The organism is uncultured Brachybacterium sp., assembly GCF_947500705.1.
Lineage (GTDB): Bacteria > Actinomycetota > Actinomycetes > Actinomycetales > Dermabacteraceae > Brachybacterium.
In genome coordinates this window covers 452,940-469,613 of the sequence record NZ_CANMSY010000001.1, presented here as the reverse complement: position 1 = coordinate 469,613, position 16,674 = coordinate 452,940, and the positions used below count along the sequence as shown (strand labels likewise).

At 69.7% G+C, this 16,674-nt stretch carries 17 protein-coding genes; 9 read left to right on the top strand and 8 right to left on the bottom strand.

Annotation, left to right across the window (positions count from 1 at the left end; all coding sequences use genetic code 11):
• Positions 1-369 precede the first annotated feature (369 nt).
• On the bottom strand, positions 370-1,170 hold the full coding sequence (locus Q0937_RS02205; RefSeq protein WP_299299270.1) for an exodeoxyribonuclease III: 801 nt from the start codon (positions 1,168-1,170) through the stop codon (positions 370-372).
• Positions 1,171-1,235: 65 nt separating this feature from the next.
• On the opposite strand from Q0937_RS02205, the gene Q0937_RS02200 reads away from it, so the two are divergent.
• Positions 1,236-2,084, top strand: coding sequence for an SDR family oxidoreductase (locus Q0937_RS02200; protein WP_299299269.1), 849 nt, complete (start codon positions 1,236-1,238; stop codon positions 2,082-2,084).
• A gap of 106 nt (positions 2,085-2,190) precedes the next feature.
• The gene (locus tag Q0937_RS02195; protein ID WP_299299267.1) at positions 2,191-2,790 is read left to right on the top strand and encodes an orotate phosphoribosyltransferase; all 600 of its coding nucleotides are present in this window, start codon (positions 2,191-2,193) and stop codon (positions 2,788-2,790) included.
• A 90-nt stretch (positions 2,791-2,880) separates the two neighbouring features.
• Here the strand turns inward: Q0937_RS02195 and Q0937_RS02190 are convergent, their stop codons facing one another.
• The gene (locus Q0937_RS02190) at positions 2,881-3,813 is read right to left on the bottom strand and encodes a neutral zinc metallopeptidase (protein ID WP_299299265.1); all 933 of its coding nucleotides are present in this window, start codon (positions 3,811-3,813) and stop codon (positions 2,881-2,883) included.
• A 188-nt stretch (positions 3,814-4,001) separates the two neighbouring features.
• On the opposite strand from Q0937_RS02190, the gene Q0937_RS02185 reads away from it, so the two are divergent.
• The 3 genes from Q0937_RS02185 (at position 4,002) to fbaA (ending at position 6,964) form a co-directional block, all read left to right on the top strand.
• Positions 4,002-4,727, top strand: a complete 726-nt coding sequence (locus Q0937_RS02185) for a DedA family protein (RefSeq protein ID WP_299299263.1) — start codon at positions 4,002-4,004, stop codon at positions 4,725-4,727.
• A 65-nt stretch (positions 4,728-4,792) separates the two neighbouring features.
• A complete protein-coding gene (locus tag Q0937_RS02180) occupies positions 4,793-5,440 on the top strand; it encodes a TrmH family RNA methyltransferase (protein WP_299299638.1) in 648 nt (215 codons plus the stop codon).
• Positions 5,441-5,935: 495 nt separating this feature from the next.
• Positions 5,936-6,964: a class II fructose-bisphosphate aldolase gene (gene fbaA / locus Q0937_RS02175; RefSeq protein WP_299299261.1), complete on the top strand. Its 1,029-nt coding sequence runs from the start codon at positions 5,936-5,938 to the stop codon at positions 6,962-6,964.
• A gap of 375 nt (positions 6,965-7,339) precedes the next feature.
• On the opposite strand, the gene Q0937_RS02170 is transcribed toward fbaA, so the two are convergent.
• The 6 genes from Q0937_RS02170 to Q0937_RS02145 form a co-directional block, all read right to left on the bottom strand.
• Entirely contained in the window at positions 7,340-7,657 is a 318-nt protein-coding gene (locus Q0937_RS02170; RefSeq protein WP_299299259.1) for a DUF2516 family protein, read from the bottom strand.
• A 164-nt stretch (positions 7,658-7,821) separates the two neighbouring features.
• Positions 7,822-9,168 carry an aromatic acid exporter family protein gene (locus Q0937_RS02165; RefSeq protein WP_299299257.1) on the bottom strand — a complete coding sequence of 449 codons (1,347 nt, stop codon included), beginning with the start codon at positions 9,166-9,168 and terminating at the stop codon, positions 7,822-7,824.
• A complete protein-coding gene (locus Q0937_RS02160) occupies positions 9,165-9,599 on the bottom strand; it encodes a hypothetical protein (protein WP_299299255.1) in 435 nt (144 codons plus the stop codon). Before Q0937_RS02160 ends, Q0937_RS02165 begins: the two co-directional genes overlap by 4 nt.
• Before the next feature lie 94 nt (positions 9,600-9,693).
• Positions 9,694-10,815, bottom strand: coding sequence for a folate-binding protein YgfZ (locus Q0937_RS02155; protein ID WP_299299253.1), 1,122 nt, complete (start codon positions 10,813-10,815; stop codon positions 9,694-9,696).
• Positions 10,808-11,449, bottom strand: a complete 642-nt coding sequence (locus Q0937_RS02150; RefSeq protein ID WP_299299251.1) for a heme-binding beta-barrel domain-containing protein — start codon at positions 11,447-11,449, stop codon at positions 10,808-10,810. Before Q0937_RS02150 ends, Q0937_RS02155 begins: the two co-directional genes overlap by 8 nt.
• Before the next feature lie 236 nt (positions 11,450-11,685).
• A complete protein-coding gene (locus Q0937_RS02145) occupies positions 11,686-12,435 on the bottom strand; it encodes a hypothetical protein (protein ID WP_299299249.1) in 750 nt (249 codons plus the stop codon).
• 170 nt (positions 12,436-12,605) lie between these two features.
• On the opposite strand from Q0937_RS02145, the gene mshD reads away from it, so the two are divergent.
• The 4 genes from mshD to Q0937_RS02125 all read left to right on the top strand — a co-directional run bounded on the left by mshD (position 12,606) and on the right by Q0937_RS02125 (position 16,595).
• On the top strand, positions 12,606-13,505 hold the full coding sequence (gene mshD, locus Q0937_RS02140; protein WP_299299247.1) for a mycothiol synthase: 900 nt from the start codon (positions 12,606-12,608) through the stop codon (positions 13,503-13,505).
• A gap of 3 nt (positions 13,506-13,508) precedes the next feature.
• Positions 13,509-14,453 (top strand): NUDIX hydrolase, encoded by a 945-nt coding sequence (locus tag Q0937_RS02135; RefSeq protein ID WP_299299245.1) that lies wholly within the window; start codon positions 13,509-13,511, stop codon positions 14,451-14,453.
• A gap of 130 nt (positions 14,454-14,583) precedes the next feature.
• Positions 14,584-15,207 (top strand): DUF4190 domain-containing protein, encoded by a 624-nt coding sequence (locus Q0937_RS02130; RefSeq protein WP_299299243.1) that lies wholly within the window; start codon positions 14,584-14,586, stop codon positions 15,205-15,207.
• 245 nt (positions 15,208-15,452) lie between these two features.
• On the top strand, positions 15,453-16,595 hold the full coding sequence (locus Q0937_RS02125) for a phosphate ABC transporter substrate-binding protein PstS (protein WP_299299241.1): 1,143 nt from the start codon (positions 15,453-15,455) through the stop codon (positions 16,593-16,595).
• The last annotated feature ends 79 nt before the right edge of the window (positions 16,596-16,674 follow it).

The window sequence follows — 16,674 nt, the reverse complement described above, 5'->3', positions numbered from 1 at the left end:
GTGATCTTCACAACGACGAATACCGGCATCGGAACCCACGTACGACTGGTCCCCGCAACGGACCGGCTGTGAGGCGTCGAAAGCGCCACCGCAGCTAGATCACGTGTACGCCTGATCCCGATGCAAACGGCTCGTCCGGAGCGGCGCCGCGAGAGATCGCGGCGCCGCTCCATTCTTTTCTTCAGCCTTTTCTGCGCAGCGCCCGCTGCTGCGTGCCGCGTCCGCAGAATGCGAGCACCTGGATTCCGCGAGCTGCGTGCACGCCGGCCCCGAGCTCCGCGCTCTCAGACTGTGCGACCGCGCATGACGCGATGCCCACACCCAGAACGCCACCACCACGCCCGGGCGACACGACGCCCGGGCGTCGGCTCAGAAGTTCAGATCCACCACCACGGGCGCGTGATCCGAGGCGCCCTTGCCCTTGCGCTCCTCGCGGTCGATGAAGGAGCCGGTCACCGCGGACTGCACGGCCGGGGAGCCGAGCACGAAGTCGATGCGCATGCCCTCCTTCTTCGGGAAGCGCAGCGCCTGGTAGTCCCAGTAGGTGTAGACGCCGGGGCCCGGATGGTCTGCGCGCATCACATCGGCGTAGCCGGCGTCGACCACGGCCTGGAACGCGGCGCGCTCGGGCTCGGTCACGTGGGTCTTGCCCTCGAAGAAGTCCATGTCCCAGACATCCTCATCGAGCGGGGCGACGTTGAAATCGCCCACCAGCACGGCTCGGGCCGAAGGGTTCTCGGTGAGCTCCCGGGCACCCTCGGCACGCAGCGCGTCGAACCAGCGCAGCTTGTAGGCGTAGTGGGGGTGGCCGAGCTCGCGGCCGTTGGGCACGTACAGCGACCAGATCCTGAGCCCGTCACCCACCACACCGCTCAGCGCACGAGCCTCGACCACTCCGGTCTCGTCCTCCGGGAAGCTGGGCACGAGAGGCAGTTCGGTGCGCACATCGGTCAGGCCGACGCGGGAGATCAGCGCCACCCCGTTCCACTGGTTCAAGCCGTGTGCGGCGACCTCATAGCCCGCCTCCTCCAGGGCGGTCAGGTCCAGCTGCTCAGGCTTGGCCTTGATCTCCTGCAGGGCGAGCACGTCGACGTCGTGCCGCTCGAGGAAGGCGAGCACCCGATCCATCCGGGCCCGCAGCGAATTGATGTTCCAGGTGGCGATGCGCATGGCAGCGATCCTACGGGGGACCGGAGCTGTCCGCAGTCCCGCCCGGACAGTCGTAAACTCACCTCATGGCGCGCGCACTCGTCACCGGATCCACCTCCGGATTAGGACTCGAATTCGCCTGGCAGCTGGCCGGGACCGGGCATGATCTCGTGCTGGTCTCCCGCGACCGGGACCGGCTCGGCGCCGTCGCCGAGCAGATTCGGGACGTCCACAAGGTCCCCGTCGAGGTGCTCGCCGCAGACCTCTCGGACCGTGAGCAGCTCGAGCGCGTCGCACTCCGTCTCACCGATCCCGTCGAACGGGTGGACCTGCTGGTCAACAACGCCGGATACGGGCTGCGCGGAGGTTTCCTCGAAGTCGGCGTCGATGACCATGAGAAGCAGATGGACACCCTGATGAGGGCCGTGCTGGTGCTCTCCCACGCCGCGGCCCGCACGATGGTGCAGCGCCGCAAGGGCGCGATCCTCAACGTCAGCTCGCTGGCCGGCTACACCACCGCCGGCCCCTATGCCGCCTCCAAGAGCTGGGTCACCGTGTTCACCGAATCGCTCGCGATGGAGCTCAAGGGCACCGGCGTGACGGCGACCGCGCTGCTGCCCGGATTCGTGCAGACCGAGTTCCATGAACGTGCCTCGATGAGCATGGACGGGCTGCCACGGATCACCTGGCTGAAGGCTCCCTATGTGGTCGAGCAGGCGCTCAAGGACACGGTCAAGGGCAACGTGCTGTCGATCCCGTCGGTGAAGTACCGCACCGCCAGCGAGTTCTCCCGGATCGCACCGCGCCCGCTGATCCGTGCCCTCACCTCCCCGGACTGGTACCGCCGGATGCAGTCCCGCTCCGTGCAGCGCTCCCGCCGGAAGGCCTCTCGACGAAACCTCCACGCCCCCTGGCAGCGCGAGGACGAGGAATAGCCCGTCGCAGTCCGCAGGCCCGTCGTCCCTCGCCGGCCCCTGGGACCGGCCGACGCCTTCGTGGGCCGCCGGACGCCGTCGCCGCTCGGTCGATTACCCTGGCCGCATGTCCGGCACCAGCACCGATTCCGCCCAGTCCCTCCCGATCGAGCAGGCCCGCGAGCGCCTGCGCGTCCTCATCCGCGACCTCGCCGTGGTGCGCGGTCACGTGATCCTCTCCTCGGGCGCCGAGGCGGATCACTACGTCGACCTGCGCCGCATCACGCTCCACCACGAGGCCTCCCCGCTGGTGGGACGGGTGATGCTGGACCTGCTGCGTCGCGAGGGCCTGGTGCCCGGGATCGACGCTGTGGGTGGGCTGACTCTGGGCGCCGATCCGGTGGCGACCTCGATCCTGCACGCCTCCGCAGCCGACGAGAGCCTGGACCCGCTGGACGCCTTCGTGGTGCGCAAGGCCAACAAGGCGCACGGTCTGCAGCGTCGCATCGAAGGTCCTGACGTCACCGGCCGGCGCGTGGTCGCGGTCGAGGACACCTCCACCACCGGCGGCAGCGTGCTGACGGCCTGCGAGGCACTCACCGACGCCGGCGCAGAGATCGCAGCCGTCGCCGTGATCGTCCACCGCTCGGACGACTCCCGCAAGGCAGTCGAAGCCGCCGGATACCGCTACCTCGCGGCGTACGACATCTCCGAGCTGGAGATCTGAGAAGACCCAGACACGCTGGACGCCACGCGGAGCAGTCAGACGGTGCCGCGATGTCTGTTCTCCTGCCGCTCGTTCCTCGCAGCACGTCGATCAGACGGAATCCACCGCGAAGGTGTCGCAGGACTGCACCGTTCCCTGCTCATAGCCCGTCGTGAACCAGGCCTGGCGCTGCTCGGAGGAGCCGTGGGTCCAGGACTCCGGTCGCACCTGACCGCCCGCGACCTCGCCCTGGATGTGGTCATCGCCCACGGCGCTGGCTGCCGAGAGCGCCGACGAGATGTCCTCGCCGGTGAGCGGGGACAGCATCGCGTTCCCGTTGTCATCCACGGTGTTCGCGGCATGGTGCGCCCACACCCCGGCGTAGCAGTCGGCCTGCAGCTCGAGCCGGACGGCATCGGACTGCGGCCCGGTCTGCGAGCGGTCTGCGCCCTGCATCGAGCCCGAGAGGTACTGGATGTGGTGGCCGTACTCATGCGCGACCACGTACATCTTCGCGAGCTGCCCGCCGTCGGCCCCGTACTGGCTCGACAGGGAGTCGAAGAACGTGGTGTCGACATAGATCGTGGCGTCGGCCGGGCAGTAGAAGGGGCCGACATCCGCTGTGGCGCCGCCGCAGCCCGTCTGGACCGAATCGGTGAACACCAGGCCCTGGGGCTCGGAGAACCGGATGCCCGCCTCGGGCCCCAGCTGTGACCACAGCGAGTCGCCGGACTCGATCGTTGCCTGCACCAGGCAGTCGTCCTGCTCATTCGCATCGGCGCCGGTCAGGCAGTGATCCAGGGAGCCGCCCTCGGCGACCGGGCCCTGTCCCTGCGAGGAGGTGGAGCCACCCAGCAGGTCGAGCGGGTTGCCGCCCACCAGCGCGTAGATGATCACGACAACCAGCAGCAGACAGCCGCCTCCGCCGCCGAGCTTGAGCCCCCGGCCCCCGCGCCCACCGCCTCCGCGGGGCCGGAAGCCGCCTCCGCCACCAGCGGCGGAGACATTATCGGAACGGATCTCCGCATTCGGGTTGAAGGTCATGGGCACAGAGTAGACCTGAACGTGTCGTGTGATCAGGTGGAACAGTGACAGTGAAGGTCCTGGGGACGTGACCGGCTGGTCGCTCTGGCAGCATCCGCCACCGCATAGCATGGAACACGGACCGCACCGCGCCCCGAACATCGCCGGGCACGTCCACCCATCAGCACCCGCGTCGCGAGGAGACCCGCATGAACATCGTCGACTGGGCGGTCGAGACCATGAACAGCCTCGGCGCCTTCGGTGTCTTCCTGCTGATCTTCGCCGAGAACCTGTTTCCCCCGATCCCCTCCGAGGTGATCCTCCCGTTGGCCGGCGTCGCCGCAGCAGGGCCGGAGAACTCCTACTGGGTGATGCTGCTGGCCTCCATCGCCGGTTCCGTGGTCGGTGCCTGGCTGCTCTACGGCATCGGGCGTGCGCTGGGCCCCGAGCGCCTGCGGAAGATTGTCATCTGGCTGCCTCTGGTGCACGTCGAGGACTACGACAAGTCCGTCCAGTTCATGGACAAGCACGGACACAAGGCGATCTTCTTCGGCCGCTTCGTTCCCGGGGTGCGCTCCCTGATCTCCATCCCGGCGGGCCTGTACGCGATGCCGATCGGGATCTTCACCCTGCTCACCGCCGCGGGCAGCGCGATCTGGAACACGATCTTCCTGACCATCGGCTTCTTCATGGGCAGCAACTGGACCGTGATCGAGCCGTACACGGACATCTTCTCCAACGTGGTCTACGCACTCATCGCGCTGGTCATCCTCTGGTTCGTGGTCAAGCTGATCCTGCGGGAGAAGAAGCGTCGCGAGCTGGGGCTGCCGGATCCCGATGAGAAGTACCAGGACGCCGGTGTGCGGGAGCCGTCCCCGGAGAACTCGCAGGCGGGCGCGCGGGAGGACCGGCGCGAGCGGACCGAGGGCCGGTGACAGGCACCGACGGGATTCACGGCGCCGACGGGAGGGACGGAGTCGGCGCGGCTGACGACGCCGACGTGGCTGTCGGCACCGGACCAGCTGGAGCACGAGAGGTCGGCGTCGGGCCGCATTCCCGCCCCTGGCCCGAGGGCGCGCACCTCGATCCCGAGCTGCTCGAGCACGGGGACCGTCGCAACGTCGAGGACCGCTTCCGCTACTGGCGCCGCGAGGCGATCATCGCCGAGCTCGACTCTCTCCGCCACGAGCTGCACGTCGCGATCGAGAACCTCGAGCACGACGCGAACATCGGTTCCGTGGTCCGCACCGCCAACGCCTTCGCCGTCGGCGCCTTCCACATCGTCGGCAGGCGCCGCTGGAACCGTCGTGGCGCAATGGTCACCGACCGCTACCAGCACGAGATCCACCATCCCGACGCGCAGCACCTCATCGCCTGGGCCCGCGCCGAAGGACGCCCGCTCGTCGCGATCGACCTGGTCGAGGGCGCGCTGCCGATCGAGCTCACCCCGCTGCCACGCAATGCAGTGCTGGTGGTCGGTCAGGAAGGGCCCGGCGTGAGCGCCGAAATCCTCGAGGCGGCCCAGCTCGTGGTGGGCATCAGCCAGTTCGGTTCGACCCGTTCCATCAACGTCGCCGCGGCCGCGGCGATCGCGATGCACAGCTGGATCCTGCAGCACGCCGAGATCCCCGCAGGGCCCCTGCGCTGATCCCGACCGGGCCGTGCGCCCCGGCCAGCGGTACTCCGGGCCGAGACCTCCGCACACCGCGCGGCTCGCCGCCCCCGAGTCCATGAGCGGGACCTCCACCCTCATCTCCAGGCCCCTCGTCCCGCCGTCGAGCCGCCGTCGAGGTCCTCGTACCGCCGTCCAGGTTCTCGGCCAGGCGTGCCAGCCGTCGCCGTCGAACTCCCGCGTGCTGTGGTCGCCCAACTGCTCGACGCTCTCGATCCTGGCGAGCATCGCTCACACCGATCCGCAGCTCCTGGCCGAGCACGTGCACCGGTGCGGATCAGCGCGCCGTGATCCTCCTCGAGATCCGCCCGGTCCGACGGTGCACGGCAGCACCGGCCCGGTGAACTGTCCACGGGGACCTGCGGACAGGAAGCGTCCCGGCCGCTGTGGAACAATGAGGGCGATAGAACGGCCCTGTGCGGGCTCGCCCCGCCGGTCGTCTCCCACCCCGTCAGCGAAGGAGAGTGCCCCATGGCAGTCGCAACCCCGGATCAGTACGCAGAGATGATCGATCGCGCGAAGGCAGGCAAGTTCGCCTACCCCGCCGTCAACGTCTCGAGCTCGCAGACCGCGATCGCAGCCCTGCAGGGCTTCACCGAGGCGAACACCGATGGCATCATCCAGGTGTCCTTCGGCGGCGCGGAGTACCTCTCCGGCTCCACCGTCAAGGACCGCGTCGCCGGCTCGATCGCGCTCGCCGAGTTCGTGCACGCGGTCGCCAAGAACTACCCGATCAACGTCGCGCTGCACACCGACCACTGCGCCAAGGAGGTTCTGCCCACCTGGGTCGAGCCCCTGATCGAGTGGGACCTCGAGAACCGCGTGAAGAAGGGTCTGAACCCGCTCTTCCAGTCGCACATGTGGGACGGCTCGGCCGTGCCGGTCGACGAGAACCTCGAGATCGCCGAGCGTCTGCTCGAGAAGTCCGTCGAGGCCAAGAAGATCCTCGAGATCGAGGTCGGCGTCGTCGGCGGCGAGGAGGACGGCGTGGTCGCCGATGTCTCCAACGACAAGCTCTTCTCCACCCCCGAGGACGGCCTGAAGACCGCTGCCAAGCTCGGCCTGGGCGAGCGTGGCCGCTACCTGACCGCGCTCACCTTCGGCAACGTGCACGGCGTGTACAAGCCGGGCAACGTCAAGCTGACCCCGTCGATCCTGCTGGACATCCAGAAAGCCGTCGGCGCGGAGTACGGCAAGGACATGCCGTTCGACCTCGTCATGCACGGCGGCTCGGGCTCCTCCCTCGAGGAGATCCGCACCGCGGTCGACAACGGCGTCATCAAGATGAACATCGACACCGACACCCAGTACGCCTTCACCCGCCCCGTGGTCTCGCACATGTTCGAGAACTACGACGGCGTCCTGAAGATCGACGGCGAGGTCGGCAGCAAGAAGGCCTACGACCCCCGCGCCTGGGGCAAGAAGGCCGAAGCCGGACTGGCCGCACGCCTGGTCGAGGCGGCGGAAAACCTCCGCTCCGCGGGCACGCACCAGGCCTGATCGGCGTACTGCGAGGGACGAGCGGCAGACGATCAGGCGGTTGAAAAGGCCTGATCGACAGATTGAGCTGAGCTGATCTGCTCAGAACTCAGCGGGACCCCGGAGCTTCGGCTCCGGGGTCCCGTTCTGCATCTGCATCTGCATCTGCCAGCGCTGGCGTGCCCGGGTCATGTCGGGTACGGGCTCTGGGTGATGTGCACTGGTCATATAGCCAGTGCGTGCTCTCTGGCGCCAGTACTCGGCGTGATGCGTGATGCGTGATGCGTGATGCGATGCGGGGCGTGGCGTGGGCTGGGTGCTTGAGCTGGGGTGCGGCTCCCGGACCCCGCGCGCAAGGGGCAGAGTGGGGCGCACGCCGCGGGAATCAGCCCCAGGTCACCAGCGGTTGCCCTGGGCGCGGCCCATGACCCGCTTCAGCGCGGGCAGGACGTCGGCCAGGAAGATGCCCGCGATGATCACACCGGCGAGCATGAACAGCATCGAGCTGCCTCCGCCGACCGGGTAGGGGAGCGAGAGGAAGCCCAGCAGCACGGCGACGCCGGTCAGCACGCACCAGAACACCTTGGTGCGCTTGCTCGCGGCGACATAGGCGTCGGGGCGGAAGCGCAGGGCGTTGACGAAGGCCCAGAGCTCGATCGCCAGCAGGGCGATGGCGAGCACGAGGAAAATCCACATCTGGATGAGGGCGATCATCCTGCCAGGATACGGGCGGCGGCTGGACACTTCCCGGACCCTGCCGCGTACACGCCATGACTGTGCTTGCCGACTCTCTCAGCAGAGGGAGTGGCGCAGGCCCGGCCCGGTCCGGCCAGGCGCAGGCTCGGCCCGGCCCGGCCCGGTCCAGCCCGGTGCGTCGCTCAGCGGCGGCGGTCGGGATCTGAGCGGTCGGTGATCAGCAGCTCGAGCGCCTCGGTGGTGGCCGGCGGCTCGAGGGCGCGCATCTCCATCGTCATCGGGCGGGGCCCGATCGCATCGCCATCCGCAGCGACCACCAGGCTCGGCAGGAACTGCTTGGCCTCCGCGGCGCTGAGCCCGGTGGCCTGCAGCAGGTCGATCGCGAGGGAGCGCAGCTGGATCGTCAGGGTCACGCCCTCGAAGTGTCCGGCACGGCCCGGACGCATGCCCTCGTCGTTGCGCAGCAGCATCTCGGGGGAGAGGTAGGAGCAGAAAAGCCGCAGTTTGCGCCGGGCCTCGGTGAAGTCGACATCCTCGTGCGAGACAGCCCTGCTGAGCTCGAGCACCGCGTCGCGGGCGGCCAGCAGCGCATCGGCCAGCCGGGAGTGGGCGTCTCCGCGCACTGCTTCGAGGAACTCCACCTCCCGGCGGGCGATCACGCGCATGTTCCGCATCGCGCGGTCGGAGCCGACCAGCAGGTGCTGCAGCCGGTTCACGTCGTCGGCGTGTCGCAATCCTGACGGGGAGAAGGTCGCCATCTCGTTGGCGACGTCATTGGCGAGGGACCATTCGTCGGTGTACTTCTGGGAGACGGCTCGGATGTTCTTCAGCGCCGCCTGCGCGACGCCGCGGTCGCCGCTGCGCGCGGAGAGCGCCAAGCTCACCAGGGTGTCCTCCAGCTCCCGGTAGAAGGAGGAGGCCGCCCGGGACTGGAGCCGGCGGGGATCTCCGGAGAGCAGGAGGTGGATGATGATCGCGACGACGACGCCGGTCACGGCGTCCAGCGCCCTCCCACCCGGGGTCATGCCGGGGGTGATGGGCATGATCATCACCAGCAGCGACTGGATGGCGACCTGGAATCCGAAGAGGTTGCTGGAGTCGATGAAACGGGCCAGCATCCCGGCGCCGAAGACCACCACCAGGATCTGCCAGGTCCCGGAGCCGATCACCGCCCGGGCGAGCTCACCCAGCAGCACTCCGAGCATCACCCCGCACGACATCTCGACGATCTTTCGCATCTTCTTCTCGATGCCGAAACCGATGATGATGAAGGCGACGATCGAGGAGAAGAACGGGTGCTCGTGATTCCAGATGAACCCGCTGACCAGGTACGCCAGGGCGGCGGCGATCGCGGCACGACCCACGGTGAGCGCATCGGAGCGTCCCCGGGAGATCCCCTGGAAGAACCATCCGCGCACGGTCTCACGTGCTCGGTCGAGCATCGGCACCGCCGGCAACGGGCCGGTGGCGGTCGGGGAGCCGGTGGGCCGGCTGCCGGGGGCGCCGCTGCGGGCGGGCTGGGGGCTCATGCCGGCACCGGGTCCTGCAGCCGCATCTCCAGCAGCTCCTCGAGGCGGAACGAGTCTCCGTCGCGCCCGCCGCGGCCGACGATCAGTGGGGCATAGCTCGGTGCTGGTGCCGCGCCGCGCAGCCGGGACCGCAGGCCGCCGTCGACCCGCATCACGTAATAGTGGCCGTCGGCGTCGACTGCGAGGCTGCGATCCTTCTTGAGGTACCAGCCCACGAGGCCGGTGCGGAGGGTGCCGCCACCCTGGAACGGGCGGGCGCGCAGGGCGACCGGGGAGATGCCGGCGGCCTGGAAGCGGTCGACGGCCTCGCGGATCATCGCGGTGGCCTGCTCGTGCTCCTGCCACCGGGCGGCCCGGATCGCCTGCTCCTTGACCTCGAACGCCTCACGGCGGTGCCGGCTCCAGTCCTGCTCGTCACCCTCAGCTCTCATGCTGCCTATTGTTCCAGCTGGGCGGGATGTGCACTGGGCCGCAGCGTAGGAGAGCGGTAGGGGAACCGTGAGGGCGTCGTGGAGGGGGGCTGTTTCAGAGCCTGGCGGTGGCGGGGCGGCCACCGTGTTCGCGGGGCAGCACGATCGGCTCCTGGGAGGCATCGATCCACACCGACGAGGTCTCGCCGTCGGCCTCACCCATGGGGACCTGGACCGACAGGCCCGCATCCAGCGGGACGGCGCGGCGCACCACCGCCAGGGCGATCGGACCCAGGTCGGCATGCAGGGCGGTGGAGGTGACGGTCCCGACGACCTTGCCCTCGGAGCCGCCGAGCCGGATCTCGCCGCCCGGTGCGGCGGGGAGATCCTGGGAACCGTCGAGGTGGAGCATGACCAGCCGTCGTGGCGGCTGGCCGAGGTTCAGCACCTTCGCGACCGTCTCCTGGCCGCGATAGCAGCCCTTGGTGGTGTGCACGGTGGTGCGGAGCAGGTCGAGCTCGTGGGGGATGGAGCGCTCGTCCACCTCACGGGCGGAGCGGGCGCGGTGATCAGCGATCCGCAGCGCCTCCCAGGAGCTCATCCCGGCCAGATCCGCGCTCTGCCAGGGCAGCTGCTCGATCGCGGCAGCCTCGAAGATGGTGAGGACGGCGCCCACCGGGTCCTCCGGGTCCGGACCGTAGGCCACACCGCCGGGGGCGACCTGCGGCCAGGGCTCGGACCAGACGGCGAGAGGCGCGGGCAGACCCAGCTGAGGCAGCACCTCAGGGGCGGGGGAGAGGGCGCCGAGAACTCGCAGATCGTCGCGGTCGGTCAGCTCGACGCGGGCGGCGAAGCGCATCATCTCCAGGTAGTGCCGGAGCCCTGCCCGGGCGCCGGGGTCGAGCACCAGCAGCACGGCGTCCTCGTCGAGCACCACGGCGGAGGCCATGTGCTCGACGCGGCCCTGCGGGGACAGCACCGCGAGCGAGGAGGAGGAGCCGACGGGAGTGCCGGTGAGGACCTGGGTGGTGATCGTGGTCATCCAGCTGCGGGCGTCCGCGCCCCGGACCTCGAGCAGCTCGAAATGGCCGAGGTCGACCACGGCGGTGCCGTCCAGCAGGTGCCGCTGTTCGCGCAGTGGGGCGCCGTAGTGGGCGGGCACTCCCGCATCGGGGCCCTCCCCGAGCACCGCGCGAGTGCTCAGCAGGGGACGGACGGCACGGACAGGATCAGACACGGTGCAGCTCCAAGGACAGGTAGGGGGTCATCGAGGTGTCGCCGGGGGCGCCGTCCGGCCTCGGGAGGCGACGTTCCCACAGCCACATCAGGCGGCCGCGCACATACCCGAACATGCGGGTCTCGGTGATCTCGTCGCCGGTGCCGCGGAGTGCCAGCTGGACCCGGGGCCCGCGGACCTCCCCGGCCCACTGCTCCGGGCTCTCGCCGCGGCGGGTGAGCTGGGCGTCGAGCCGGTAGGACAGGAAGCTCTCAGGGGTGCCGGGCCTTGCAGCCTCGGAGAGGGCGAGGTCCTGGCCGGGCAGCAGCTCGCCGACGGTCCAGCGCCCCTCCTCACGGTGCAGGAGGGTGCGCTCCCCGGACCCCTGCCTCGCGGGCGCGGGGTCGTCCTCCGCCTCGTCGCGGGCGAAGACGCTGGTGGGCGGCAGGGGAGCGGGCAGGTCGACGCGATGGACCAGCGAACGCCACTGCAGGGTGCCGTCCTCGGCAGCCGTGCACTCCAGCTGCTGCTCGATGCGGGCGTCGGAGACGTCCTGGCCAGGCAGCTGGATTGCGCCGCTGCCCTCCCATCTGCCGATCAGCCAGGCCAGAGGGTAGAGCGACTCGGGAAGTGAGGTGTCGAGCGTGATGGGCATCGGTGCCGCAGGTCGCTCAGCGGTTGAAGAGTCGCGTGAGCACCAGGACGGCGAAGGCGAGCGTGCCGATACCCACCAGGACGACGAGGGCGATGAAGAACAGTGAGAGCGCGGACATGCGGCACAGTCTATCGCCCTGGAGGCTCGCGAGGAGGCCTCTGCGCACGGCGTCACGACCGGGGCACGAGCCGGCACTGCGACGTGGTGCGATCCGGCCTCATGACCGGGCGAGGGGTTCAGACGAGCAGCAGCACTATCAGGTGCGCGACGACTCCGACGGTCGCCACCGGCACCGCCGCGACCGCGAGCGAGGGGATCGGCTCCTTCGCGACCAAGGAGGAGCCCACCAGCAGGTGGGCGGAGCTCGCCCCGATCGCGGTGACCAGCCCTGCACCGACCGCGAGCAGCGGTGACACCCCGGCCAGGGTCACCGCGAGCACCGCGGAGACCGCGGTTCCCACGAGCGTGGAGAGGAGGAACCGCAGGGTCGTGGGCAGCGGGGTCGAGTTCAGCAGCAGGGTTCCGGCGAGGCCGGCGGAGATCGCCGTCACCAGCATGCCCGAGCTTGCGGCGGTCGCTCCGGTCTGGGCGATCACCCAGCAGGCGGCGATCCCCACCACGAACACCCCGGCGACGGTTCCGGTGAGCGATTCGGTGAGCTCGCGCCGCTCGGCCCTCAGCATCTGATGCACGAAGGAGGCGAACACCCCTGCCGCGCACACCATCACGACCCCGGAGATCGGCGTGAACCGTTCCGGAGCGAGCACGGTGATCAGTGCGCCGAGGATCCCGGTGCCGGCGACCACGAGGCGGGTGCCGCCGGGGGAAGGCAGCTCGAGCAGCGACGGCCAGGCCAGCCCGATCAGCAGCGAGAGCAGCGCCACGGTAGCGGCCATCAGCACGGGGGAGATCGTCCCGGAGAGCGAGACCACGCTCAGCAGCAGTGCGAGGGCAGCACCGAGGGGAGCGCGCTCGGGAGCGGTCACAGGTCCTCCCAGGCGGTCGATTCCGGTCTCAGGTCACACCGACGAGGGGTCCGCGTCGGGCGCTACAGTGGCAGTCTACGAGTGCCCGCAGGTGGCGGCATACTCGTGCACCTCTTCCGTCCATCGGAAGGAGGTGAACAGCTCTGCCGCAGAGTCCCTGGAAGGACCCCATGATCATCACGGCCGCCCTGTCGGTGACCCAGCGGGATGCCGTCCGCGAGCTGCTCGGGACGGTCACACAGCACGACGGCGTCGCCCCCCTCGACGAGGCGGCGCTGCTCGCGCTCGACGCTGACGAGGCGCAGCATCTGCTGCTCGAGGGGCCGGCTGAGGTCGGGACCCGCGCCGTGCTGCTCGCCTATGCGAGCGTGCTGGCCGACGGCACGGTCCAGGGCATGGTGCATCCCGCGCACCGGCGTCATGGCCATGGCACCAGGGTGCTGCGCGAGGCGCTCGATCTGCATGCCGACGCAGGGGTCTGGGCGCATGGTGCGCTCGAGGGATCCCTCGCCTTCCTCGCCGCCGCGGGTCTGCAGGAGACTCGCCGTCTGCTGACGCTGCACCGAGGCCTGGAGGCGGCGCAGCCGCTGCCCGCGCCCCCCGTCTCGACCCTCGAGGGACTGCGCCTGGCGAGCTTCGACGCCGAGCGTGATGCCGAGCGCTGGGTCGCAGTGAACTCCCGTGCCTTCGCCGACCATCCCGAGCAGGGTGCGCTCACCCTTGCGGACCTCGACCAGCGACTCGCCCAGCCCTGGTTCGACGCCGAGGACATGCTGGTCGCGCTGCGCGAGGACGAGCTGGTCGGGTTCGTGTGGGTCAAGCGCGAGCGTCCCGGGGATCGCGCGGGGGATGCCGAGATCTATGTGGTCGCGACCGACCCGTCGGTCCAGGGCCACAAGGTGGCCGGACTGCTCATGGCCACCACCCTCGCGCGCCTGCAGGAGGAGGGGGTCCCGGGCGTGGAGCTCTACGTCGAGGCCGACAACACCGCTGCGCTGCGGCTCTATGAGAACTGGGGCTTCACCGTCTCGGGCCGCGACGTGCAGATGCGCGCGGCAGAGAAGGCCTGAACGATGTTCGTCGCTCCCGGGAAGCCGGCACCCGTGCTCGCCGCCGGCGCTCTCGCCTGGCGGGAGAAGGGTGAGGGCGTGCAGGTCCTGCTGGTCCACCGTCCCCGCTATGACGACTGGTCGATCCCCAAGGGGAAGCTGGACAAGGGGGAGACCTTCCCCGCCGCGGCGGTGCGTGAGGTCGCCGAGGAGACGGGGTACCGCGTGCGCCTGCATCGTCCGCTCCCGGCCTCGGTGTATCTGCTGCCGGACGGGCGCACCAAGATCGTCCAGTACTGGACGGCCACTGTGCGGGCGAAGGTCGCGCCCGGCCCCCAGAGCCGGGGAGAGGTCGACGAGGTGCGCTGGGTTCCGCTCGATGAGGCGGAGAGGCTGGTCACCAGGCAGGGCGATCAGGTGCCGCTGGTGACGTTGCGCCGGTTCCTGGATGCCGACGAGCTGAAGACGGTGCCGATCATCATCCAGCGCCATGGCGCCGCCGTCTCCCGGGCGAAATGGCGCAAGGGAGAGGAATCCCGGCCGCTGAACAGCAAGGGGAAGAAGCAGGCCCAGGCACTACCTGCGCTGCTGGACGCCTTCGACCCGGCCAGCGTGGTGAGCAGCCCCTGGCAGCGCTGCCTGGCCACCGTCGAGCCGCTGGCGAAGGTCGAAGGGCTCAAGGTGCGGACCAAGGACCAGCTCACCGAGGCGGCGCACACCGCACACCCCTCGCGGACCGCAGCGGTGATCGACCGGGTGCTGCGAGAGGCCCGTCCCACGGTGGTGTGCACCCACCGCCCGGTGCTGCCCACGGTGATCGACTCGGTGCGGGCGGTCGCCCAGCAGGGGGCGGCGCTGGAGCTGCCGCGGGAGGATCCGTTCCTCGCCGCCGGGGAGGCGCTGATGCTGCACACCACGTCCGAAGGCACGGTGGTCGCGATCGAGCGGCACCTGCCGAACATCGGATGACGAACATGACGACCGCGGAGTGCATGACCTCCGAAACGGCCACGACGGACAAGACCGCCAGAACAGACAAGACAGCCATCACAGTCACGACAGCCGGGGACCAGGGGCCAGGGGAAGGGCACGAGCAGAGATGAGCGCAGGGTACGGAAGCGGGCTGCCGGACTACAACGGGGGGCCCGGGGGCGGCCCCACCGGTGACGGTCGTGGGGGAGAGCCGTCGTACGGCAGCGACCCTTATGCGACCAACGCCCCCGCGACGGACCCGTATGGGCAGGATCAGAACGTGCAGGATCCTTATGCGCAGGACCCGTACGCGCAGGACCCGTATGCGGCAGACCCGTTGGCCGCCGACGGGTTCGGCCCGGTCTTCGGCTCCTCCGCCCAGGCGCAGCCCGGCGGGTACGCCGTCGCCACCTACGATCCGGCGCAGCAGTATGGTGCGCACCCGTCGGGGCCTCCCGGGTATGGGTACTACCCGCCGCCGCTGCCGAGCTCCGGAGCGGGCATCACGGGCTTCGTGCTGGGTCTGTTGGCGCTGACCATGTGCGCCGGGCTGACCGCGCCCATCGGCATCATCTTCGCCGCGATGGGCATGAAGGAGACGGGGCCCACCGCGACGAACCGCAAGGGCGGCCGCGGCATCGCGATCGCCGGACTGGTGACGTCCCTGGTCGGCCTGATCCCGTTCCTGTTCCTCGTGCTCTACGTCGTCTTCTTCATCGTCGCGATCGGCGCCGGGGCCGCGTCCTCCTGAGTCGACCCGCTGTGACCTGGGAGGCCGTCCGCGGTGGGGCGGATCACTGCGCACCGCTGTGCCGGTACGCACTGTGACCTGTTCGTATCCTGGAGCTGACCTGCGGGTTCATGCTGCCTGGCGGGGTGTTCACCTGCTGTTCATGCGAGAGCGGGCGGCCCGTCACCTGCCCTCCTTAGCGTCCCCGCTGTCAGAACTTCCAGCAGGACAGCATCCGCGGGCCTCCGGCCCCGAAAGGACTCGTAGTGAAGGTTCGCAAGAACAAGCTCGTCTCGCTCGCCGCACTCGGACTCGTCGGCGGCCTCGCGCTGACCGCTTGCGGCGGCGGCGCCGAAGAGGGCAACGGTGGCTCGGCCGGCTCCGACAATGGTGGCGCGGAGGCCGGCGGCTACGCCGAGCTGACCGGCAACCTGGCCGGCTCCGGTGCTTCCTCCATGCAGAACGCCCAGACCGCCTGGACCGAGTCCTTCATGGGCCTCGTCGGCGCAGAGGGCGGCGACCTCCAGGTCACCTACGACCCCACCGGCTCCGGCACCGGCCGCGAGCAGTTCCTCTCGGGCCAGGTGAAGTTCGCTGGCACCGATGCCGCGCTCGACGAGGAGGAGCTCGCAGCCTCCACCGAGCAGTGCAACGGTGAGCAGGCCTTCAACCTCCCCGTCTACATCTCCCCGATCGCGGTCGTCTTCAACCTGGAGGGCGTCGAGGCTCTGAACCTCTCGCCCGAGGTCATCGGTGGGATCTTCGCCGAGACCATCACCAACTGGAACGACCCGGCGATCGCCGAGCTCAACCCCGATGCCACCCTGCCCGACCTGCCGATCGTGCCGGTCCACCGCTCCGACGACTCGGGCACCACCGAGAACTTCACCGAGTACCTCTCGGAGAACGCTCCCGACGCATGGCCCCACGGCCCGATCGAGACCTGGCCCATCGATGGCGGCCAGTCCGGTGACGGCACCTCCGGCCTGATCTCCGCGGTCGAGGGCGGCAACGGCACCATCGGCTACGCCGACGCCTCGCAGGCCGGCAACCTCGGCACCGCCGCCATCCAGGTCGGCGAGGAGTTCGTCCCGTTCAGCTCCGCCGCTGCGGCGAAGTCCGTGGACGTCTCCCCGCGTGAGGAAGGCCGCGCCGAGAACGACATCGTCGTGTCCCTCGACCGCACCACCACCGAGGAGGGCGTCTACCCGATCGTCCTGATCTCCTACCTGGCGCTGTGCGGTTCCTACGCCGACTCGGCCGAGGGTGAGGCCGTCAAGGCCTACGCTTCGTACATCATCTCCGAGGACGGCCAGGCCGTCGGTGAGCAGAACGCCGGCTCCGCCCCGATCTCGGACGAGCTGCGCACCGAGGCTCAGGCAGCGATCGACGGCATCACCGTCGGCTGATCAGCCGCGCACAATGATGTGCCGCCGGGAACCTCGTGGCCCGGCGGCACATCCGCGACTCGGCACTGTGTGCCCACAG